General features: G+C 40.5%; 21 protein-coding genes. 6 read left to right on the top strand and 15 right to left on the bottom strand.

Translation table 11 applies throughout. From position 1 onward, the window contains the following. Window positions 1-113: 113 nt before the first annotated feature. The gene (locus tag MKZ25_RS02540; protein ID WP_340799998.1) at window positions 114-344 is read left to right on the top strand and encodes a sulfate permease; all 231 of its coding nucleotides are present in this window, start codon (window positions 114-116) and stop codon (window positions 342-344) included. Between the two features lie 34 nt (window positions 345-378). Here MKZ25_RS02540 and MKZ25_RS02535 read toward each other — a convergent pair whose 3' ends face one another. The 5 genes from MKZ25_RS02535 to MKZ25_RS02515 form a co-directional block, all read right to left on the bottom strand. Next, complete coding sequence (locus tag MKZ25_RS02535) at window positions 379-1,992, bottom strand: long-chain fatty acid--CoA ligase (RefSeq protein ID WP_340802956.1); 1,614 nt, start codon at window positions 1,990-1,992, stop codon at window positions 379-381. A 272-nt stretch (window positions 1,993-2,264) separates the two neighbouring features. Then, window positions 2,265-3,215, bottom strand: coding sequence for an L-threonine 3-dehydrogenase (locus tag MKZ25_RS02530; RefSeq protein WP_340799997.1), 951 nt, complete (start codon window positions 3,213-3,215; stop codon window positions 2,265-2,267). A 391-nt stretch (window positions 3,216-3,606) separates the two neighbouring features. After that, window positions 3,607-3,927: a YolD-like family protein gene (locus tag MKZ25_RS02525; RefSeq protein WP_340799996.1), complete on the bottom strand. Its 321-nt coding sequence runs from the start codon at window positions 3,925-3,927 to the stop codon at window positions 3,607-3,609. 12 nt (window positions 3,928-3,939) lie between these two features. Beyond that, the gene (locus tag MKZ25_RS02520; RefSeq protein ID WP_340799995.1) at window positions 3,940-5,193 is read right to left on the bottom strand and encodes a Y-family DNA polymerase; all 1,254 of its coding nucleotides are present in this window, start codon (window positions 5,191-5,193) and stop codon (window positions 3,940-3,942) included. A 175-nt stretch (window positions 5,194-5,368) separates the two neighbouring features. Next, a complete protein-coding gene (locus MKZ25_RS02515; protein WP_340799994.1) occupies window positions 5,369-6,160 on the bottom strand; it encodes a carbon-nitrogen family hydrolase in 792 nt (263 codons plus the stop codon). Between the two features lie 151 nt (window positions 6,161-6,311). Here MKZ25_RS02515 and MKZ25_RS02510 point away from each other — a divergent pair, with 151 nt between their 5' ends. Further along, window positions 6,312-7,496 carry a pyridoxal phosphate-dependent aminotransferase gene (locus tag MKZ25_RS02510; RefSeq protein WP_445326848.1) on the top strand — a complete coding sequence of 395 codons (1,185 nt, stop codon included), beginning with the start codon at window positions 6,312-6,314 and terminating at the stop codon, window positions 7,494-7,496. A 110-nt stretch (window positions 7,497-7,606) separates the two neighbouring features. Here the strand turns inward: MKZ25_RS02510 and MKZ25_RS02505 are convergent, their stop codons facing one another. The 4 genes from MKZ25_RS02505 to MKZ25_RS02490 form a co-directional block, all read right to left on the bottom strand. Beyond that, on the bottom strand, window positions 7,607-8,797 hold the full coding sequence (locus MKZ25_RS02505) for a glycine C-acetyltransferase (RefSeq protein ID WP_340799993.1): 1,191 nt from the start codon (window positions 8,795-8,797) through the stop codon (window positions 7,607-7,609). A 58-nt stretch (window positions 8,798-8,855) separates the two neighbouring features. Next, complete coding sequence (locus MKZ25_RS02500) at window positions 8,856-9,473, bottom strand: YczE/YyaS/YitT family protein (protein ID WP_340799992.1); 618 nt, start codon at window positions 9,471-9,473, stop codon at window positions 8,856-8,858. A gap of 15 nt (window positions 9,474-9,488) precedes the next feature. After that, the gene (gene ybaK, locus MKZ25_RS02495) at window positions 9,489-9,977 is read right to left on the bottom strand and encodes a Cys-tRNA(Pro) deacylase (RefSeq protein WP_340799991.1); all 489 of its coding nucleotides are present in this window, start codon (window positions 9,975-9,977) and stop codon (window positions 9,489-9,491) included. A gap of 126 nt (window positions 9,978-10,103) precedes the next feature. After that, window positions 10,104-10,718 carry a hypothetical protein gene (locus tag MKZ25_RS02490; protein WP_340799990.1) on the bottom strand — a complete coding sequence of 205 codons (615 nt, stop codon included), beginning with the start codon at window positions 10,716-10,718 and terminating at the stop codon, window positions 10,104-10,106. Window positions 10,719-10,986: 268 nt separating this feature from the next. Between MKZ25_RS02490 and MKZ25_RS02485 the strand changes: the two genes are divergently transcribed. Then, window positions 10,987-11,847, top strand: coding sequence for an EAL domain-containing protein (locus tag MKZ25_RS02485; protein WP_340799989.1), 861 nt, complete (start codon window positions 10,987-10,989; stop codon window positions 11,845-11,847). Window positions 11,848-11,913: 66 nt separating this feature from the next. Here the strand turns inward: MKZ25_RS02485 and MKZ25_RS02480 are convergent, their stop codons facing one another. Both MKZ25_RS02480 and MKZ25_RS02475 read right to left on the bottom strand, forming a co-directional pair. After that, a complete protein-coding gene (locus MKZ25_RS02480) occupies window positions 11,914-12,546 on the bottom strand; it encodes a nitroreductase family protein (RefSeq protein WP_340799988.1) in 633 nt (210 codons plus the stop codon). 228 nt (window positions 12,547-12,774) lie between these two features. Next, a complete protein-coding gene (locus MKZ25_RS02475) occupies window positions 12,775-13,110 on the bottom strand; it encodes a hypothetical protein (protein WP_340799987.1) in 336 nt (111 codons plus the stop codon). Between the two features lie 166 nt (window positions 13,111-13,276). Here MKZ25_RS02475 and MKZ25_RS02470 point away from each other — a divergent pair, with 166 nt between their 5' ends. Next, entirely contained in the window at window positions 13,277-13,738 is a 462-nt protein-coding gene (locus MKZ25_RS02470) for a staygreen family protein (RefSeq protein WP_340799986.1), read from the top strand. A 109-nt stretch (window positions 13,739-13,847) separates the two neighbouring features. Beyond that, a complete protein-coding gene (locus MKZ25_RS02465; RefSeq protein ID WP_340799985.1) occupies window positions 13,848-14,291 on the top strand; it encodes a GNAT family N-acetyltransferase in 444 nt (147 codons plus the stop codon). Window positions 14,292-14,388: 97 nt separating this feature from the next. On the opposite strand, the gene helD is transcribed toward MKZ25_RS02465, so the two are convergent. The 4 genes from helD to MKZ25_RS02445 form a co-directional block, all read right to left on the bottom strand. Next, window positions 14,389-16,749 (bottom strand): RNA polymerase recycling motor HelD, encoded by a 2,361-nt coding sequence (helD, locus tag MKZ25_RS02460; RefSeq protein ID WP_340799984.1) that lies wholly within the window; start codon window positions 16,747-16,749, stop codon window positions 14,389-14,391. Between the two features lie 385 nt (window positions 16,750-17,134). After that, window positions 17,135-17,995 (bottom strand): glycine betaine ABC transporter substrate-binding protein, encoded by an 861-nt coding sequence (locus tag MKZ25_RS02455; RefSeq protein ID WP_340799983.1) that lies wholly within the window; start codon window positions 17,993-17,995, stop codon window positions 17,135-17,137. 184 nt (window positions 17,996-18,179) lie between these two features. Further along, complete coding sequence (locus MKZ25_RS02450) at window positions 18,180-19,028, bottom strand: MBL fold metallo-hydrolase (RefSeq protein ID WP_340799982.1); 849 nt, start codon at window positions 19,026-19,028, stop codon at window positions 18,180-18,182. Between the two features lie 113 nt (window positions 19,029-19,141). Beyond that, a complete protein-coding gene (locus MKZ25_RS02445; RefSeq protein ID WP_340799981.1) occupies window positions 19,142-21,226 on the bottom strand; it encodes a methyl-accepting chemotaxis protein in 2,085 nt (694 codons plus the stop codon). A gap of 358 nt (window positions 21,227-21,584) precedes the next feature. Between MKZ25_RS02445 and MKZ25_RS02440 the strand changes: the two genes are divergently transcribed. After that, on the top strand, window positions 21,585-22,808 hold the full coding sequence (locus tag MKZ25_RS02440) for an IS110 family transposase (RefSeq protein ID WP_340799980.1): 1,224 nt from the start codon (window positions 21,585-21,587) through the stop codon (window positions 22,806-22,808). Window positions 22,809-23,083 lie beyond the last annotated feature (275 nt).

The following is a 23,083-nucleotide window of genomic DNA, read 5'->3' as shown; positions in this document are numbered from 1 at the left end:
TGAATTGGAGGACCCCTTCTCTTTACATGTCTTTGCATCCTGCTTTCTTCTATATATATTATGTTTCCTTTATATGGTATCCTTTGATTAAATCTATTTAGTGGAGGTTCCAGATGAATGTAAAGGATTTTTTTGGTGGTTTGTTTTTTATCGCGATTGCCGGTTATTTTACGTATGTATTAGTAGATAGCATGTCAAAGTTATTCATTGACAATACAACGACTTGGCAATACTTTGTCGCATTCTTTCGTGTTGCACTCATTATTTTCCTTTTCAACTTAGGACTATCCCTTATGAAACGCTTTTTCGTAGGCGGGACGACGAAAAACGGGAACGCTCGGTAATCCGATGCGTCCCCGTTTTTTATTTCATTCCACACTATAGTTGGAGCTGCGGATAAATTTCATTCACATTTTCACGCAGTTTTGCTTTTAAGAATTTCCCGACAGAAGTTTTCGGAATCTCCGTTAAGAATACAATATCGTCCGGCAGCCACCACTTCGCAAATTGACCTTCCAAAAATGCCGTCAGCTCTTCTTTCGTCGCATTTGCTCCCTCTTTCAGAACAACACATGCCAGCGGTCGCTCTTGCCATTTCGCGTGTGGAATGGCAATCACCGCCGCCTCAAATACCGCTTCATGCGACATGAGCGCATTTTCCAAATCAACGGACGATATCCACTCACCACCGGATTTGATCAGATCTTTCGTTCGGTCTGTTATTTTAATGAATCCCTCTTTTGAGCGAACCGCGATATCTCCTGTATAGAGCCACCCATCAGAAAATGCTTCCGCTGTACGCTCATCCTCATAATATTCGGCCGCAATCCATGGGCCACGCAGACGCAGCTCGCCCATTGTTTCGCCATCCCAAGGCACTTCTCCATTTTCATTGACAATGCTCGATTCAATCCCAGGAACCGTTAACCCTTGCATCGCGCGTGTTTCGATTTTTTCATCCAACGACCAGTCATCCATATGTGATAGATCACGTGACATCGAAACGATCGGTGAAGTTTCCGTCATGCCGTATGCCACAATATAGTTGACGCCCATTTCTTCGTATTTTTTAATAAGTCCTTTTGGCGAAGCAGATCCTCCACAGAAAATTTCCTGTAATGTCGATAAATTACGGGCTCTTTTTTCCTGCTCCTGCAATGCACCGAGCCAGATTGTCGGGACACCTGCCGTTTTTGTTACATTATATCTCTCAATGAAATCCAATATTAATGCCGGTGTAAATTGCGGACCGATCAATACTTGCGTAGCCCCTACATTCACTGCTGCAAACGGCATCCCCCAGGCGTTGACATGGAACATCGGAACAATCGGTAAAATCGTGTCACGTTCCGAAATCGCCATTGTGTCCACCATTGAGATCGACATGGAATGCAGCACGAGCGAACGATGTGTATACACGACCCCTTTTGGATTTCCCGTTGTTGCGCTTGTATAGCACATGCTCGCCGGCGCATTTTCGTCCAAGTCTTCCGGAAACGCAAAGTTTTCATCTGCTTCTTCCAGCAATGCCTCGTATGACAGGACATTCGGCAATGTTGTTTCCGGCAGCTCCCCATCCGCCATAATGATGTAATGTTCAATTGTTTTCAGCTCCGACTGCACTTCTTCAATGAGCGGTACTAAATCTTCATCTATTAAAATTATTTTATCTTCCGCATGATTAATAATGTACGCAATATGTTCCGGTGACAGGCGGATATTGACCATATGCAAAATTGCGCCTGTACATGGGACCGCAAAATACGCTTCTAAATGGCGGTGCTGGTTCCAGGCAAATGAAGCAATTTTGTCGCCGCGCTCCATGCCCAGCTTTGTTAATGCATGCGCCAGTTTTCTTGTGCGTTTCACCCATTGCCCGTATGTAAGGCGATGCACCTTTTCCTCACTTGTACGTGAAATAATTTCTTTGTGTGCATAATACGTTTCTGCACGCTTGATCATGTCCGTTAGAACGAGTGGTGTTTGCATCATCATAATATATTTCCCCCTTTTATGAGGCGTTCTCTTTTACCGGCAATCCCCATTTCCGATAAAACACCTCCTAATTTCTCCCACAATATCATTCTAATATAATATACTGAAAAATGAAAATATTTTGTTAATAATGCAAGAATTTCATTTTACCAGATAAAGCGGATAGTATAGAATTTCGCTTTTAGGGTCTCCCGCATCAAGGATTTCCGCAGGCACCTAAAAAAAAAAGCGAGTGAACTGTTTTTCCACAGTTTCACTCGCTTCTTAAGTTAAATCGCGTTTTGTGCCAGTCGTACTTTTAGTTTTTCCAGCATATCGATCGTCATTTTTTCCAGATCGTAGCTTGCTTTAAAGCCCCATTCCTCAATCGCTGCTGATGAATCGATTGCATTTGGCCAGCTGTCGGCAATTGCCTGACGGATCGGGTCCACCTCATAATCCACTGTGAAGCTTGGAATATGCTTTTTAATTTCGGCTGCGATTTGAGACGGCTCAAAGCTCATCGCCGAAATATTGAATGCATTGCGGTGCTCAAGCTTTGCCGAATCTGCTTCCATTAAATCCACAATGGCCTGCAGTGCATCCGGCATATACATCATATCCATATACGTACCTTCTGCAATATACGATGTGTAGCGTCCTTCCGCAATTGCTTTATAATAAATATCTACCGCATAGTCCGTCGTTCCTCCACCAGGTGGCGTCACATAAGAAATCAGCCCCGGGAAACGGACACCGCGTGTATCCAGTCCGTAACGTGTGTAGTAGTAATCGCATAATAATTCGCCTGCTACTTTATTGACACCGTACATCGTTGTTGGACGCTGCAGTGTATCTTGCGGTGTATTGTCCTTTGGCGTAGAAGGACCGAATGCACCGATTGAACTTGGCGTGAAAAACTGCATATCCAGTTCACGTGCCACTTCAAGTGCATTCATTAAACCGCCCATATTTAAATTCCAGGCGAATACCGGATTTTTTTCTGCTGTTGCCGAGAGTAATGCAGCCATGTGTATCATCGTGTCTGCACCAAAATCATGGGCAAGTGTGTGCATGCGTTTCCCATCTGTTACATCCAATACTTCAAATGGACCTTCATGCTGATCAATTTTTCGAATATCTGTTGCCAATACATTATCTGTGCCATACGTATGGCGTAATTTCTCTACTAATTCCGAACCAATTTGACCTAAAGCACCGGTCACCATAATTTTCTTCAAGCTGAAGCCTCCCTATCCTTTAAAAGACAGTTTTTCAGCCTGTTACCGCTGAATATACCGTCTATTATTTCTCATCTATTAAAACAAATGTCCTTGTGGAAAATACATAGAACCATCCGCAAAACTTAGTGTTCAAACATTTTCATGAAATTTATTATAGGGTGTTCTTTTGTAAAAAACAATATTTTAAAAATATTCTTTTTGAGCAATACATTTGTACGTGTGAAATATTCGAATAGAAAAATTTCTTCTATTAGGGTGGTTCTCGTTATAAGATTGAGAGAAATTAATTTCTCTTTCTAACATGGGGTTGATTTCCATTCCGGGTCGGACCTTTCCGCTGGAGTTATCTCCCCATTTATTGTCTATTTTTATTGGACAATCGGAAAGTCTACTCATCCAAGAGTGCTTCATAAATATGGTGGAACTGAATTTTCTCGCTGTTCGTCAGTTTTACGTATTGTTCGTGGATGCTGATTTTTTGAATTGCCCCGGAAACTGTATAGATGCCTGTTTGTTCCCATACTTTTAGTTGGATCGGGCAATGCTCTGTGTAGGCTCGCTGCAGATTGATGTTAATTTGTTCTAACTGGGCTTCGTCGAGTTGGGGTTGGGTAACAATTGCGTCCTCTTCTTGCCATTCACGCAATAGTTTGACATGCTCCGGCAGCATCATTGCGCTCCATTTAATTGTTCCTCTATCTCTGTTCATCGCCTTCACTCCTTATTGTTTATGCCCGCCTACTAATTTAGCCCTTGTCAGCGCAGTACCCGCTTCCGTATAGGAAACCGCACGCAATATCGCTGTTGTGCCGTATTTTGTACGTAAACGGTCCATCGTTTCTCCAAGCTTGCGGTTGCGCCAACGCATTTCATCGAACAGGCTGAGCTGCATCGAATATTCACTTTCAATATTGCTTAATGTAATCGTCACTTTACGTGCCGGTCGTTCGGCATAAGACTCGTCGAGCAGCTGCTTGCACACTTCGAAAATTTTCAGTGTATCGTTTGTCGGCTCATCGATTGTGCGTGAACGATGAAATCCGCCCCCGAAGGCATCTTTGCTGTAGCTAAGCCCCAATGAAATCGTCCGACCAATTTTTTTCGCTTCCCGTGCCCGCCTTGCCACGTCTTCGCACATTTCCAGCAGTACGACTAAAATTTCCTTTCGACTGCGATAATCGCGCATCAGCATCTGGCCTTTACCGAAGCTGATCTGCCCTTGCATAATCGGCGCACCGACTGTCGAATGATCAATTCCCCAAGCATGATAATAAAGCTGATTGCCAAGAACTCCGAATCGCTTTTCAAGTAATGCTAAATCGGCATGCGCCAAATCGTAGACCGAATAAATGCCCATATGGTTCAGCGTTCTTTCCGTACGGCTGCCGATACCCCACATTGTGGATAGCGGCATAATCGGCCACAGTTTATCCGGTACATCATTATATGTCCATTTCGCGAATCCCGTCTTTTTTGCATCGATATCGAGCGCCAATTTTGCCATTAGCATATTCGGGCCGAAACCGACTGCACATGGAATTTCAAATTGATTGTAGACGAGCTGCTGAATGTATTTTGCCGTTTCTTCGGGCGGTCCCCATAACTTTTCGGTTCCGGTTAAATCGATAAAACTTTCGTCGACGCTATATACATGAATGGCCTCTTTTGGAACGAACTCGTTGAACAGACGTGTAATTTCCATTGATATGCGTATAAATAATGACATCCGCGGTTCAAAAAGCCGAATATCCGGATGTGGCGGGATTTCGTATAATCGCGAACCTGTGCGAATATTAAAGCGCTTTTTCATCGGAGGGGACGCTGCAAGTACAACACTTCCCTTTTGCTGAAAATTTCCGACAATCGCAATCGGGACTTCCATTACATTTAAATTTTCAACCGATGCAATACAGCTTGCATAAAAACTGCGCATATCAATACATATAATCGAACGTTCCGGCGCATTTTCATACATAAAGCTCATCTCCTTATATAGAACATTTGTTCTTATATTAAAATGAGACGTGTGAGATGGCAAGTGGAAAGTAGTGGTTGTTTTGGTTGTTGGGGAATTTTTTTTGTAGGATTGAGTTGATTTGCTGCTTAATGCAAAAAAAGCGCACCGGCATTCATCCGGTACACTTTTAACTTTATTCTTTCACTACTTTTTCATAAAGACCCGGACGGCGATCTTCGTATACAGGAATGCGGCCGCGCACTTCATCGACCGTCGAAAAATCAACGTCAATAATCGCCAGTTCCTCATCTTCTGCACCTGTCCAAAGCACTTCACCCCATGGCCCGATAATCATTGACTGACCATTGAAATTCTCCACTTTACGGGCAATACGGTTTACCGCAACGACGAAGCACTGGTTTTCAATTGCTCGTGCCTGCAGTAATATTTTCCAGTGATCAATACGTGGTGTCGGCCATTGTGCTGGTACGAACAGCACCTTAGCACCATCCAATGCATGAGAACGCAGCCATTCCGGGAAGCGAATATCATAGCAAATCGCTCCGCCCGCTTCGAGCTCGCCTAATGCGAAACGGTTCATATCACTGCCGGATTCCAAATACATATGCTCATCCATTAAGCGGAATAAATGCACTTTACTGTACTCGCCGACTAATTCACCATCGCGATTGTACGTGTACATCGTATTGTAAAACTTATCATCACGCTTCACCGATACCGACCCGCCTACAATATGTACTGCCAGTTCTTTTGAAAGGCTGCTTAAAAATGCTTTTGTACGTTCACCATTTTCGTCCGCCAGCTCTTCCAGTTTTTCGAGCGCATAGCCCGTATTCCACATTTCCGGCAATACAACGATTTCAGCACCGCCTGCTACTGCTTCGCGAATAAATTTCTCCGCGCGTTCATAGTTTTCATCTACCTTGCCAAAACCAACATTCAATTGAATACAACCGATTTTCATAACTGCCACCGCCTTAAAAATTCCGTGCGAATCTATTTTCGCATATTCGTACTCATTGTAACATTTCACCTCAAGTTGTCAAAATCTTCACTTTACTTAAGTGAAGTTTTGGACTAACATTAACCTTACTATTTTTCAGAGGTGATAAAGAATGATTGAATTCTCGAAAAAGCTGCAGCAGTTACCACCACAGTTTTTCGCAGCACTTGTAAACAAAGTAAATGAAGCGCTTGCCCAAGGACGCGATGTGATTAATTTAGGTCAGGGAAATCCGGACCAGCCAACACCGGCGCATATTATTGAAGCACTGCAAAATGCGGCAAACGACCCGCAAACACATAAATATTCTCCGTTCCGCGGTATTGCAGAGCTTAAGCAGGCAGCTGCGGACTTTTATAAACGTGAATATAATGTCGATATTGATCCTGCTACAGAAGTGGCCGTTCTTGGAGGAACGAAAATCGGTTTAGTCGAACTTCCGCTCGGTCTCCTGAATCCTGGGGATTATATGCTTCTCCCAGATCCGGGTTATCCGGATTACTTATCCGGTGCCGCACTTGCAGATGTAAAGTTTGATACGATGCCACTTCAAGAGGAAAATCACTTTTTGCCAGACTACGAGGCTTTGTCCGCAGACATTAAACAACGGGCAAAATTGATGTATTTAAACTATCCGAACAACCCGACTGGCGGTGTCGCAACGCATGAATTTTTTGAACAGACCGTACAGTTCGCTAAAGAAAATAACGTTGCGATTGCCCATGACTTCGCTTACGGGGCACTAGGCTTTGATGGTGAACGCCCGCCAAGCTTCCTGCAGGCACCCGGTGCAAAAGAAGTCGGCATTGAGCTTTATACATTGTCCAAATCGTACAATATGGCAGGCTGGCGCATCGGCTTTGCTGTCGGTAACGCAAAAATCATTGAAGCGATCAATATTATTCAGGACCATCTGTTTTGCAGCCAGTTCCCTGCAATTCAGCATGCAGCAGCCGTTGCACTGAATGAGGAACAATCCTGTGTAGAGGAATTGCGTGCATTATATGAGCGCCGCCGCAATGTACTCGTTGAAGAGGCCCGTAAAATCGGCTGGGAAGTTACCGCTCCGAAAGGCTCATTCTTTGCCTGGCTCCCAGTACCTGCACCATATACGAGTGAACTGTTCGCCGACTTTCTGCTGGAAAGAGCGGATATTGCTGTTGCAGCCGGCAATGGGTTTGGTGAGTACGGCGAAGGCTATATTCGTGTCGGGCTGCTCGTTGATGAAGAACGTTTGCGTGAAGCAATGCAGCGTATCGCGAAGCTTGGGCTGTTTGCGCAGTCGGTTTTGAAATAAATTTTTGGTGTAGATGCTACTATCGGAAATGCGGTGCTTTATTCGCCGCATTTTTTTAATCCTCAACAAAAAACTCAGCGCCATCAAAAACAGCGCTGAGCATACATCGTTTATTTAATTACTTCCAACTCGCGGCCTACTTTTTCGTAAATCGCTAGTGCTTCATCGAGCATTTCTTTTGTATGTGCAGCTGTCGGCATATTGCGCACACGACCTGTTCCTTTTGGTACTGTCGGGAACACGATTGCTTTTGCGTACACACCTTCTTCAAGCAAGCGTTTCGAGAATTGTTGTGTCAGCTTTTCTTCGCCGATAATACATGGTGTAATCGGTGTTTCCGATTCTCCGATATTAAAGCCAAGTTTTGCTAGGCCATCTTTTAAATACTGACCGTTTTCCCAAAGCTTGTCATGCAGCACTGTCGATTCCATAATCATCTCTACCGCACGTGTAATCGCCGCAACATCCCCTGGTGGCAATGCTGTTGAGAATAAAAACGGACGGGAGCGCACTTTCAGCCAGTCGATCAGATTTTTCTTCCCTGCTACATAGCCGCCGACAACACCGATCGCTTTTGATAATGTACCGATTTGGAAGTCGATGTCATGTTGCAGACCGAAATGCTTCACTGTTCCGGCACCTTTACCTGTAACGCCAGAACCGTGTGCATCGTCTACATATGTGATTAAATCAAATTCTTTTGCGATTTCCACGATTTCCGGAAGCTTGGCAATATCGCCATCCATCGAGAAAACACCATCTGTAATAACCATTACTTTATTGTAGAGGCCTGATTCTGTTGCGTCTTTTGCTTTTGCGCGTAAATCATCCATATCCGCATGAGCGAATGGAATAATTTTCGCTTTAGATAAACGGCAGCCGTCGATAATTGAAGCATGGTTTAATGCATCCGATAAAATCGCATCATTTTTGTCCATAACAGCAGAAATTGCCGCCATATTACAGTTGAAGCCTGATTGATAGCTGATTGCTGCTTCTGTACCTTTAAATTTCGCTAATGTTTCTTCCAATTTCACGTGTAGATCGAGCGTACCGTTAATTGTACGAACAGCACCTGCACCAACACCGTATGAGGCGATTGTGTCCTGAGCAATCTTTTTCAGCTCATCGTTCGTCGCCAAACCTAAATAGTTATTTGATGACAGGTTTATGAGCTGTTTGCCGGCAACTTTAATGATCGGACCGTTTGCACCTTCCACCGGATCGATTTCGTTGTATAAACCTTGTGCTTGTAGTGCCAGTAAATTTTCATCTAAAAAGGTGTTTAATACATTTGACATGCGCGTTCATCCTTTCGATATCTATTTCCACTATATTTTAGCACAGAGAATGAAAATTTTATGTAAGCGGCTCTCCGATTATTTCCTCAAGCTTTCTTTTAAAGAAAAACAGTGAAGGCTGAATGACATAACCTGTGCCGAGCGCTAAAATAACCGTCCCGAAACCAACAGGACCACCAAGCAGCCATCCGGCACCTGTCGCAAATACTTCCATTACGAGCCGCCCTGTTTTCACAGAATAGCCTTTGCTCGCAATAATCATCATGATCGTATCACGCGGACCTTCGCCAAGACTTGCCGCAATATAGAGCGCACAGCCTATGCTCATTACAAAAAAGCCGGCAGTAAAATACGCAAGCTCCAGTACAAATATACTTGTTTCCGGCAGAAGCCAGTTGAACAAATCGATAAATGAACCGATGAACAGCATATTTAAAAACGTCGCAAGCTTCGGAATGCGTTTCAAATAAATCGATGTCCCGATAATAATCGTCAGACCCGTTAAAATGGACCAAGAACCGATCGTCAATCCGATTTGCTTGTAAAGACCAATATGGAAAACATCCCATGGAGCTGTTCCGACGACATTCCCTTTAATCGTCATCGTAATACCAAGCGCCATGATCATCATTCCTACAAAAAAACTTCCCCATTGCCATTTAAATTTCTTCGACACAACAATCCTTCTTTCTTATAAAGAGACAATCGATGCAAATTGCCCATTCGTTGCCTTTTGTAAATCTTCCGGTGCAAGCTTGATTTGCATCCCGATTTTGCCGGCACTCACAATTATATAATCAAGTGCAGCCGCTGCTTCCTCAATAATTGTCGGAAACAGCTTTTTCATCCCGATCGGCGAGCAGCCTCCGCGAATATAGCCGGTTAAGCCAAGCAACTCCTTAACAGGCAGCATCTCGATTTTCTTTTGCCCTACTACTTTTGCGGCGGCCTTTAAATTAAGCTCCGCATTGACCGGGATGACGAAAACGAAATAATTGCCTTTTCCAGCAGTGGCGACCAATGTTTTATATACGTGAAGGGCAGGTTGACCGATTTTGCCGGCAACAGTCAGTCCATCGACGGATTCCCCGTCGTTGATCGTATACTCAAAAATTTCATGTGCGATTTTTTTTTGCTCAATTAAACGAACTGCATTCGTCTTTGCTTGCTTCTTCGCCAAAAAGACCACTCCAAATTCTCAACTTTGGAAATAGTATACCATTGAATGATTTCTAAGTGCTGCTTCAAAAAATTTTATAATTTACTTAAATGTAAAAAACCCACTCCAAAATGAGCGGGTTTATTGTCATGCAATCTGAGAAAAAATCGATTCCTCTATTGAACGGTAACCGTTGTTCACCATTGCAATATGTGTGCTGTATTTTTGTGCAGCTAAATTGAATGAACGCTGGAATGAACGCTTTTCCAACTCTCGACCAAATACTGTTTGCTCGTCTGGATTACGTACAAAATTTCGTTGGAACTTTTCCGGTATTGTTAGGGAAGGACTTCCGTTAAATAACGAGATTGCTTCCTCGGTTTGTACTTGCGTTGTATGTTCATTTTGAGTGTTTACCGGCATTTGCGGAATGGAGGTTGAAACATTTGCTGCTGTAAGTAAGTCTTGAGATGAAGGGACAGCTGATGCTAGACGCATATTATCCAATGTTGGTGTTTGTGTATACGTGATGTCATTTCCTACTGGAAGATTTTCGGACTGATTGGCATTGTCCTGTTCCAGCAAATCTTTTTCTGTTTTACCGGAAAGCAGGTTTTCCAGAACTTTCAGCAGTGGATTTTTACTTGGATTCGTATATTGTGCATGCTTTTTATATACTTCGCCTGCCTCTTTGCGAAGTTGGGTGCGTTTTCTTTCATCCATCTCTGAATTAAAGCCTCGTGCCAAGCTATTAATCTTCATCTTCTTCACCCCTTTTGTAAAAGTTACATTAATTTTTTATTAATATACCAACATATACCGCTTTTATATAGAGAATATTCACCGTTTGTTCATATTCAGAACTTTTTTACCAACTCTCTCCGCGTTTTATCTTACAAAATGGACTATTTGTAGTCTTAATTAAAGTACCCATTACCTATATTAAAAAAACAATCTTTACACTGGCTTTATAGTACGGAAACAATTTCTGTTTAAAATTAGGAATCATTACTATAGGTAGGAGCATTCCATGAAAACAATAATAAATTCAAAACCGAATTACTTGATCGACTTCAAGGCAATGATGCAGCGATTTCTGTTAAAGAGCAAAATAATCCGCCATCTATCCCGGTCACTAGCATTGAAAAAAATTATTGCGCAAGAGGCAATGAATACATATTTTCAGCCTATTTATGATGTAAATAACAATACGACATTCGGTTTTGAAGCATTGAACCGTCCTGTTGCGCTGCAGCTTTTTCAGACAGCCGATATTTTCTATGAATTTGTTGGACGATCGGATAAAGTATTTCTGTTTGAATGTTTTTGCCGCAATCTTTCGCTCGTACGCTATCATAAAAAGTGGCTCAATTACAATAAGACGAAAGATTTCACATTGTTTATCAATATCCATCCAAATGTTTTACTCGATAAAAATTATCATAGCGGTGAAACGAGAGCTTTACTGGAAAAATTGAATATATCCCCTGAACAGGTCGTATTTGAGCTGACCGAGCGCAGTGCTGTCGGAGATTTCGAGGAATTTGCACGGGTACTTTCCCACTACCGGTCACAAGGCTACCGGATTGCGGTTGATGATGTTGGTTCGGGCTACAATAGTTTAAAAACATTAATTTACTTAAAACCGGAATTTATTAAGCTGGATCGCTCACTTATTCGACATATCAATCAGCACAAAGCACAGCAGCAGCTTTTAACAGTCATTTTAAATTATGCGATCGAATCGGGGACAAAAGTGATTGCTGAAGGTATAGAAACAAAGGCGGAATATGAATTCATCCAATCAGTCGGCGTTCATTATGCGCAAGGCTATGCAATCGGGCGTCCTCACGAGAATTTAATAGAAGGAAAAGATCCAAGCGGTATATGAAGTCCTGATAATATAATAGGCGACTGAATATCCTTACCGGATGTTCAGTCGCCTAATTTTAATTAACTAATAGCCGTTGTAATTCACAAATTCTCCGACAGGTTTACGGTAGCCTCGTGCGCGCACTTTCTCTACGCTTTTCCCAATCGTAATCATCATAACCGGCTCTAAATGATCTGGTATATTGAACTCTTTTCGTAATTCATCAACATTATGGACATGCATTGGACAAGTATCAAAACCGTAATTTTTGGCACTCATCATAAAGAGCATCGCGTGAATCCCTGCGTTTCGCATCAGTTCTAAATTTAATTCATGCGGATTGTCCTTTAAGCCGTCACTGTACCCTTTAATCAATTCCATCGTCATGTCGTATTCAACTTCATCCATCATCTTCAGCATTTTCAGTGGACTGTAGATTCTTTCAACTTCCGGCATTTCAATGCTGTTTTTATTTCCCATAACAATAACGACACCGCTTGCTGTATGGATTTTATATTGGTTGTAGCTTAATTCTTTTACTCTTTCCTTCTTCTCTTGATCTGTAATCACCAAGTAATTCGTAAACTGCAGGTTGTATGCGCTTGGAGCCAGCTTTGTCAGCTCAAATATATTTTTAAAATCCTCTTCTGTCATTTGTTCATTTTCAATAAAGTTCATTGCGGAATGGCGAGATTTTACTAATTCTTCAAAGTTCATAATGTGCTACCTCTTCCTTGTAATTTATTTCAAATTAAAATATCTTTATTTCGAGATAAATTTATCATATAATTATTTTAGTTGTCAATAATTTCTACTCAACTGTAGGGATTTCGTTATTCGAAGCTGTATGGCCGCCGTTGGTTAGCGTTTTTATGTACAGAAACAAAAAAGCTTATCAATAATAATAATTGATAGGCTAAATTGATATTCTTTCTTATCTATTTGTTATTTAAAGAGATTCAGCATTGCGCCTACTTGTCTCATTGTATTAATTCCATTCGTTATTGTCCCTACATGGCCCATCATTGTATTTAAGTTATCAGATAGACCGCTAAAGCGAGAACCTTGCTGCTGCTGTGGCTGTGGCGGATAAAAATTGTTCTGCTGTTGCCCCTGTCTCGGATTCACCGGATATGGTGGATAAAAGGCTTCCCTCGGTCTTGCGAATTCATTGGGACGAGGCATTCCCATCTGCTGTCTTCCCATTTGCGGTGGAGGACCAAATTGCTGTCCATTTGGCGGAAACATTCCCGCTCTAGAATTTTGCCCATAAAATGGCATATATTTTCACCTCCTACTAAGTTTGACCTCTACCCTAGTATATGTTCATGGTTTTTCGTAATATAGACATTTGAAATAAGCGGTAAAACGTTAATTGTTCATTGTATTCCCCTTCACCTCCAACAGAAAAATGCATATGAATAAAGAAAATGATTGGAGCTATGACATGAGCAATTTCAATCCGGAAAGACTGTTTGTTGAATACAGGGAAGGTGTAACAGTAACGGAACCTATTATTTCTAGACATCACACTCTGACCCATTCAGATGATACAGGAGATTTATTTTTAACAATCGGGACAAAGTTCGCTTGGAACAAAGTAAATCCCCAACTTAGAGATGAAGTGCTCGGTGAATGGAAAGCAGATGGACATTATTTGTATTACAGCGCCTATATATTAATTAATAAAGAAAATCAGGATTTCGATACAGCTATGCGGCGGTATGAAGTATTCCGGCGCGAACTGCCGCTTGCATTGGCAGCCATCCGGTACGGCGACCGCTTGTTATTTGAGCTCTATCCGGTTTTGGACAATGCATTCATCATACTTAACTTCATGTCCACTTACCCTCAGTTATATAAACAAGAGGTTTTTGGGACTTTCAGCAGTTTTTCCAATTTATCTTAGTTGAAAGAAATTTGGTCATACACAACATTCAATTCCAACTTCTTTTATGGTATTAATTGTTAGTAAGGAAGTACGACAAGTCATTTTACATGAGAGTGGGTTAAAAGGAATGCTGCATTTAAAAACGATTTCAAAAGACAATTGGATAAAAGCGATTTCGCTCAAAGTACGAGAGGATCAAGTAAAGTTTGTAGCCTCGAATGCGGTGTCACTGGCACAGCTGAACTTTCTGGAAAATTTCCATGCGAAAGGAATTTACTATGGTCAAGAAATGGTCGGGTTCACACTTTATGGTCTGGATGAAGATGACCATGAGTACTGGATTTACCGTATGATGATCGACCAAAAATATCAGGGGAATGGTTACGGCAAAGAGGCAGTTCAGCTCGTCATAGAGGATATTCAAACATTAAAAGAACCTCACCATCAAACGATTACCCTTTCCTATGAACCTGACAATGATCATGCAAAGCGTATCTATGAAAAAATGGGCTTCCGGGAAATAGACGGTCTTGTTATTGATGGTGAGCAAGTAGCACGCTATACGTATTAGGAGAAATAGTGTTGGAAATAAAATGGTCCAAAATTAAAACGGAGTCCGATACGCTCCCGGACTCCGTTTTCTTAAGGATTTAATGAAACAGCTGTGTTTACCTAATGCTCTCTGAATTCAACTCAAGTTGTACGAGGTTCTCTTCCAAAGCCTTTCGTATAAAAGGACTCGGTTTCCCTACACTGTACAATTGCAGCACGTGCATTGCTCTTGTGCAGGCTGTATAAAAAATTCTCCGTAAACTTTCATCTCCATATACGTGTTCGGATGCGTCGTAAATGATGACCGCTTCAAATTCGATTCCCTTCGCTAAATATGAAGGAATGACGACAACTCCTTGCTCAAATTCTGCTGTACCACTTTTTATCAGCTTAATTCCGTCAATTTTATTTAACGTCTCAAATGCTGTCCTACTTTCTTCTGCTGATTTACAAATGACTGCGATACTGCCATAGCCTTCACTTTGCAACTTCGAAATGCTGGACATAATGCGCTCGTGCAATTGTGTATGATTTTCCACTTGGTTTAATACCGGCAGCTCACCACCACGGTCAAACGGAATGATCTCTTCTCCATTAGCAATGAGACTTCTTGTAAATTCAATAATCGGCTTCGTCGAACGATAACTTCGGGTCATGTCGATCACTTCCGTCTCTTCTTCCCCATAGAGATGGTTTAGCATTTGAAAATCTGCTACTCCACTCGCATGAGCAAAAATTGCCTGATTGAAGTCACCTAGCACCGTCATTTTGGCAGATGGGAATAAACGCTTCAGAAATTCAAATTGAAACGGCGAATAATCCTGTGCTTCATCAATGAGAATATGCTTGATCGAACGGTTCGTTTGAAAACCTTGAATCAATTCCTGCAAAAACAGGAATGGTGTCGCATCTTCATAATACAGCGTTCCTGATTCCATCGTTTGAAGTGTATCATCACATATCGCTTCCCACTCATCCGGTACTTCTACTTTTAATTGCTGTTGCATCAGTAATGGATCTGTAAATAGCTGCTTATAGATCCCTTCTAAATCGATAAAGTCCAGTGTTTGAATTTGTTTTCTTACTACCTTCATTTTCAGGCGGACAATTACTTGAATAAGCGCGTCATGATCCATTTCATAGTCTGCCTGCTCCTCTCGTTCAAAGCCATTTTTCTTCGCTAAATATTTATGAATTTTGTGGTACGTCTCATCGCTCAGTAACTCAATTTCCTCCTCTGCCCATGGCTGAGAACGTTCTATTTTTTCTACTTCTTTTATTTTATTCATTAGCCAGTCTTTCAGTTTTTCAAGTCTGCTTTGGAAACTCAGTGAAATATGATCCCCATAAAACTTCTCCGACAATTGCTGAGCCGAAATGATTGTTTTCCCTCTGAACTTTACATCTTTAAATAGCAGGTCCGACTTCTCCAAAGTTTCTCGGTATAGTTTAATCGCCTCAACATATTTAACAGATGCTTTAAATTGAATTCCTTTAATCCTTGCGCTATACGAAGGGCTATTTGCTGCAGTCAGCACATATTCCAGTTGATGAAATGGATTTTCCAAGTGGAAATCTTTACTTAGGCGGTGATCCAAATATTCCTGAAATGTAACTTGCTGCATATTTTCTTCCCCAAGCTCCGGAAGTACGTTGGAAACGTAGCTATTAAACATCGCATTCGGTGAAAATAATATAATTTGATCAGCTTTTATACGATCCCGGTATTTATACAGAAGAAATGCGATTCTTTGTAATGCAGCCGAAGTTTTACCACTTCCTGCTGCACCGTGCACAATGAGCATACGCCCTTGATCATGGCGAATAATACGGTTTTGATCTTTTTGAATCGTTGCTACGATACTTTGCATATACTTATCCGCGCCTTTTCCAAGCACCTTCTGTAAAATTTCGTCACCAATCGTGAGACTTGTATCAAACATGAATTGCAGTTTTCCGTCACGAATAACGTATTGCCACTTTTTCTCGAGCTCGCCGTAAACCTTGCCCCCAGGCGTTGTATACTGTGCAGGACCCGGCTCATAATCATAATAGACGCTTGAAATCGGGGCTCTCCAGTCATAAATGAGAAAGTCCTCCCCACTTGCATCCATCAAGGATGAAATACCAATATAAATTTTCTCCTGTTCTGAAAAACCTTCTTCAAGAAAATCAATCCGTCCAAAATAGGGGACTGACTTCATCCGATGCAAGACAGCTAATCTTTTGGATGCGTGATGATGCGTACTTTCGCCAACAGCTAATGCCTGCGCTTCTTGTCTTAAGTTAATAACGGTTTCCAAAAAGTCATCAAACGAATCCGTATTCACTTTAATCTCATCCCAAAAATGCTTTCGGGTATTTACTACTTCATTTCGGAGCTTTAATGTTTCTGATTCGAGTTGATGTGTTTGATCATTAATTACACTCACAACACTATTTAACCGCTTTTGTTCGTTCAGGAAATCTGCTTTCATAACATTCACTCCTTGAAAGTATTTAAGAGTTGACTAATAAAGAATTTTTATATATACTTATAGTAAGGGATAATATACGCATAATTTTTATTTTCGCGCATATCTATATAAATTTACCACGTGTCGGCATATTTTACAATGCATTTGGCAGGTGTATTTTTTTTGCTTAAAATCGGGCAAATTCAAATACGTTGCATAGCAGGAAAAATTACTTACAATTCACTTTCTTATTGTATCCAGAAAAAGAACCACCTAATTCGTTGTCCATCAACAATTAGGTGGTTCTTTTCAAAAATCGCAACCCCTTAGTACGGAGACTCACGTTTTTGTTTATATCCTAAGACAGATTAAATTTGGATTAGTGCACCCGGTACATGGAACTTTATTAAACTTCTTTTGTCCATTCGGCAACTTTATCTTCATTTTCTTCAATCCATTTTTTTGCTGCCTCTTTCGGATCCATGCCTTCCATAATATCCATCATAACACTTTCTATATCTTCCGGAGTCCAGTGGAAATTATCGAGAACACTATGCGCCCCAGGATTATCCTCTTTAAATCCATTACGTGCAAATGTACCGATATACTCTTCAGTTCCATACATCCCTTTCGGATCATCTAAGTACTTCAAATCAAATGCGTTAAATTTCCAGTGAGGAGACCAGCCTGTCACAATGATTTCTTCGCCGTTCTCAATTGCTTGCTTAAGAGCTCCTACCATTGCTACTGAAGATGAGCTGAGTACCGTCCACCCTTCAAGGTTAGGATATATCTCATATGCCTTTTCCGTAGTTCCCGTTATATTTGCTCCTGGTTCAATGCCCGTAATCGTTTTACCCGCCTCATCTGTTAAATCTTCGATGGAGTCCACATCCATATAGCTTGGGACTACTAATCCGATTTTTCCACCTATCAGGTTTTCTCCTAAATCATCTATAAGACCTTGGTACTTCTCAACTTGCGGGGCATGCGTCTGTGGTAGCCATGCTGAAACCATGCCATCAACTTCTCCATTGGCAAGAGCTTCCCACATAATCCCATTATCTAAAGGCGTGAGAGTTACATTATATCCTAGATCTTCCAGAACTTGCCCTACTACATGAGTGGAGGCAACTTCAGTCTCCCACTCTACATAAGCTAAATTGACAGCTTGTTTCTCTGTACCGTCAACCTCCGAAGAACATGCAGCTAGTAATAAACTAAACACTAAAATTAATCCTAGCTTTGGTAAACTAATGAATTTCATTATAAAATCTCCCTTTCTGATTGTTTTGCCGATAGTGGTTTATATGTAAAAATTAATATCTAACAACTTATAATTATAAATAGGTTGTTACTTTTGTCAAATCAGCAATACAAAAACCGCCTAGTTGTTCTTCAGCAACTGGGCGGTTCTTTTCACATTTATATTGTTTAATTGAAGCGATCATTTAGAATCCATTTACAAAATCGGAAATCGTGTCTAATTCATCTTCGGTAAGTTTTCTTTTTACATAGTCTTCATATTTCTTCACTATTTCCGGATGCTCCCCATTACATTCCTCTGTATATTTTGCAATCGTTCTAAGCATCGCAACTTCCAGAGCAAAATCTTCTTTTGCCATTGGCTGTTGATGCGAAGGGATATAAGTTTCTGCATCAAATGTTTCCAATAGATCTAATACTCGTAACGTTTCACTAATTGTATAGTGTACTTTTTCGGCATACATTCTCGGATAAATGCAGTCCCCAAGGAACAGAATCTTTTCTTCTTTAATATACACAATGACAGAATCTGCAGCATGATCCCCTCCAACATGCTGTACGATACACGTGACACCACCTAGATCTATCTCTGCTCTATTCTCTAATGTAATATCCGGCAAAGTAATGATGATATTCCGGTGATTTTTGTATTCTTCCTTAATTGCTTTCGCACAAAATTCAATTTCCACGCCTTCCTTTACTCGTGCATCAATCGCTTCATCTGACCACGAAAACGGGATAAGCTTCTCCATTTCCTCTTTCGTCTCTTTGGACGCAATGGAAACAGTATCAGATAATGCGGAAAGACCAAAAATATGGTCCCAATGCCAATGCGTTAGCACAACTAAATCCGGAGTAGAAATCCCCCTATTATTAAGTTCATTCAGAAAATAATTCACATGTTCTTCCGAATTCCCCGCATCAATCATTAATGTCTTTTTACTGCCAGCCACCATCCCTAAAATCGGACGGTCCGTCAGCGATACTGGAGTGATGTACCAAAAACTTTCCCCTAATTTGTGTATAGAGTGCATAATTTTTGCCCCCTTTCTTTTAACTGCCGGACAGATATGTAAATTTAAAAGCAGCTTCAACTATTATAATTGAAACTGCTTTAAAAACGCACCTGCTAATGTAAGTGCAAAAATTATAGCTTAAATCTCATGACTAAACCTTGTAATGATTCAGCGATTTCTGATAAAGAATTTGAGGAAGACGATACTTCTTCCATAATCGCTAATTGTTCTTCTGAAGTTGAGGCAATTTCCGCTGTTGCATCGCTCGTTTGTTTTGCCATTTCCAACAGATGTTGCATTGCCGAAGCAACTTGCTCGGCCTGAGCTGAAAATTCCGTCGCTGTTGCTGATATTTCTTCCATTTGAGGATTCAATGTCTGCATACTTGTTAAAATATGACCAAATTTATATGCGGTTTCTTCCGTCACTTTTATACCGACATCGACATTATCCGTAACAAGACTCATCATTTTTACAGAGTCCGTTGTATCTATCTGAATCGTCTCAATAAGCTCGGCTATTTGCTTAGCAGAACTGCGTGATTCTTCAGCCAGTTTACGTACTTCATCAGCCACTACAGCAAAGCCTTTCCCATGTTCTCCGGCACGTGCCGCCTCTATAGCAGCGTTTAATGCCAGTAAATTTGTCTGATCCGCAATGTCTGTAATGACACGCACAATAGAATCGATTTTAGTAGATTGTTTATTTAATTCGTTAATTTTCCCGCTCGATTCCCCGACAGTTTGTTTAATTATATCCATTTGCTGCAGTGCTTTTTCAACGGTTGTATTTCCATCATTGGCAAAGCCCGTTGTTTCATTTGTCAGAGCAGAAATGCGTACACTATTTTCTGCAATACGCTCAATCCCTGTTACCATTTCATCCATTGCCTGTGCACTTTCATTTAGTCTTACTTCCTGTATTTCTGTATCCGTCATCATTTGATTGACCGCAGTTGTTGTATGCTCCACAGCTGCAGTTGCTTCCTCTGCACTTGCATTTAATTCTTCACTCGAAGAAGCCACATGTTCGGCACTTGTTGTAATTTCTCGAACGAGTTCATTTAATTGTACGGTCATGCTATTAAATGCAGTTTCTACATTTTTCATTTCGTCATTTGTATTTAATGTAACTTTTACATTCAAATCTCCACTAGCGACTTTTGTAGTACCCGCTTCCAATAACTGTATAGATTGACGAATTGCTAAAAATAAGCTGACAAACAGGAGTAATGCTACAATAAATATAATTGAAAGTGCGATAAAGATGATCATCATCGTTTGCTTTAAATTATCAGAATGTTGCTGTAAAGTTTTCTCCATTTCATCTAGACTTGCTGTATAAAAGTCAAAGTTTGTATTGTTGGACGCAGTGGCAATATCAGAATAATCGGTTGATGAAATTGCACCCTTTGCAATGCTGTCAATTGCTTCAAAATATGTTTCTGTACTTTCTTTCACTAAATTTAAAGGCTGTTGTAATGCAGCTTCAAACTCCGGGTTATTAAATATGACCGACGAGCTTTTATTCATATTTTCAATGGCGTTTTGTGTCGGGAAATAAATCATATTCAATTGTTCTAATTGGGCTTCATCTGTAGCATTACTGTTAATGGTACTTACACCTAAAGCTCGCATTTGCCCAAATTGTTCCGTTAATTTTGGTAATTCGATAAATGTATTATACGTTAAATTAAACATCTCTTTCGAATCAGTTAACAGCAATTCCGAATTATTCGTTACATCGGTCATAAGGTTTAGAATTCCCTCAATATAGGCTTTATATTGTGAAGTAATCTGCCCCGAATCCTTCCAAGTTGTTTGCTGTAGCGTATTCCAATTTTCTTGAATCGCCTGGAATTCTTCCTTCGTACTAAAGTCATATTCCATTTCAGATTCCAACGCTTCAATTTCTTCAAACGCTTGATTGACCTTTTCGGTTACTTCATCCAACTGTTTGGCAACTGACGCATCGGTTAAAAGAGAGACATTTAATGCCCTTGTTTGTTGGCTGTATTGCAGAACCTCTTTTAATACAGTGTTGTACGTTGCCCCTTCCATTTTTTTCTCGATCTGTTTCATCTCATCATTCATCGTATTTAAATAAAATAGGCTAACTAACAATAATGGAACTAATAATATAAATCCAATAACTGAAAACTTCATTGGATACTTCATTTTGTTGAGCATTTTAATAATCGGCGAAAAAATTTTCATCAGTACCTCCAAAAACATTAATGATAAAATATTACTGTAAAGAAGTACTGTTTACAATCCTTTTGAAGTACTTTATATATTCAGAAAATAGGACTATAGTTTAATAATTAAAAATAAACATACTAACATTAGTAGTACAAACCAAGGCCATGGTTTGTGCTACTATTTTTTTATAGTAGAAGTGAAGAAAAGTCGACCAGCCTCTGGGACCATTTCTGAGTCCGTATAATAAACCGGCTAACTTCACGCCCTTATATGAATCAGTTTAGTATGTTGGGTCCAAGAGATCGTGTATAAGAAAGTGGAATCGATAAGGTATTGTGAAGACTTCTATATTTGGCTAAAAAGGAGAAACTATATGAAACATGTCATTGCGTTTGATGTAAGTAAAGGGAAAAGTTCGATGGTTATTTACGATGGCTATCGTCAATGTGAGTTTGAAGGAGAACTCTATCATACTCGAGTTGATTTTGAACGTTTACACAAACGGATTGAAGAAATCTCAAGACTTGATGGACAAACTCCTCAAATTGTATTTGAAGCGACAGGTGTTTATTCAAAACCAGTTGAAGCGTTTTTCAAAAATCATGGTTATACATACAGTCGTATGAATCCACTGGAAGCGAATTTACAGATGGCGAAAATGCGACGCCATAAAACGGATAGAAGTGATGCCCATGAATTAGCGAGAACGCACTTTAAAATGGAGCGTGAAGCAACTTATATACAAGATGATTATTATGAACAAATGCGTGCTTTAACCCGATATTACGATGAAATCGATGAGGAAATGATTTTATTAAAAAGTCGTATGCATGCGATTTTACATATGAGCTTTCCAGAGCTTGAAAAACTCATTACGCCAAGTTCTGCTTTATTTTTGAATATCGTACAACTATATCCACATCCAGCACTTGTTTTGTCGCATTCAAAAACGGTCATTAAAAATCGTTTGAAATCAAATACGAAAAAGAATCTATCACTTACCCGTGCCGAGAAAAAGGCGATGGAGCTAATAGAAGCAGCTCAAAATAGTTATCCGGCAATTAAGTCGTCAGATGTTCGATGCGAACAAGTAAAGGATTACGCCACTCGTATTGCGGAATTAAAAGAGAAGAAAGAAGCAATCGTCCAAAAGATGACAGAGCTATCAAAAGAACGTCAAGAATATCTTGTATTCCGTTCGATTCCTGGTGTGGGCGATTCAACCGCTTGTCGTCTGATTGGTGAAATCGGTGATATTCGCCGCTTCCAAAATGCGAAACAATTAAACGCTTATGCAGGCATAGACATCATGCGGTATCAATCCGGTAACACACAATATCGGGATCGTATCAATAAGCGTGGCAATAAACATTTGCGGAAAATTTTATATTTCATGATGCAAGGAATGCTTATGTTAAAAGACAAACCCAATCATTTTGCGGATTACTATTATAAATTAAAAACGCAACCTCAGAGAAAGCCTCATAAGGTTGCGATCATCGCCTGCGTCAATAAATTTCTGAAAGTGACATTTCAGTTACTGACACGTGGCATTATGTACGATTATGAGTCCGCACTACCAGCTCAGAAATCGTAATGAAATGTAATTCAACTATACCATACAGACCTTTCGAAAAAAATAGAAATCGTTAGGTCTTTTCGTCATGTGAAAATTTAGTTTTAAGGGTGAGGGGTACCCCTCACCCTTAAAACTAAATCATCAAAACAAAAGAAATTAATTAAATACACTTGACTAATCGTAAGAAAGAGGCCGGGACATAACCCAAAAATGCTATTTTTCTCTGAGAGAGAAAAATAGCATTTTTTTGCTGAGCGTTAAAATTGATTTCCATTCCGGGACGCTTTCCAATC

This window comes from Solibacillus sp. FSL W7-1464 (assembly GCF_038004425.1).
GTDB lineage: Bacteria > Bacillota > Bacilli > Bacillales_A > Planococcaceae > Solibacillus.
The sequence above is the reverse complement of the archived record's forward strand: the minus strand, read 5'-3'. Positions and strand labels throughout refer to the sequence as shown.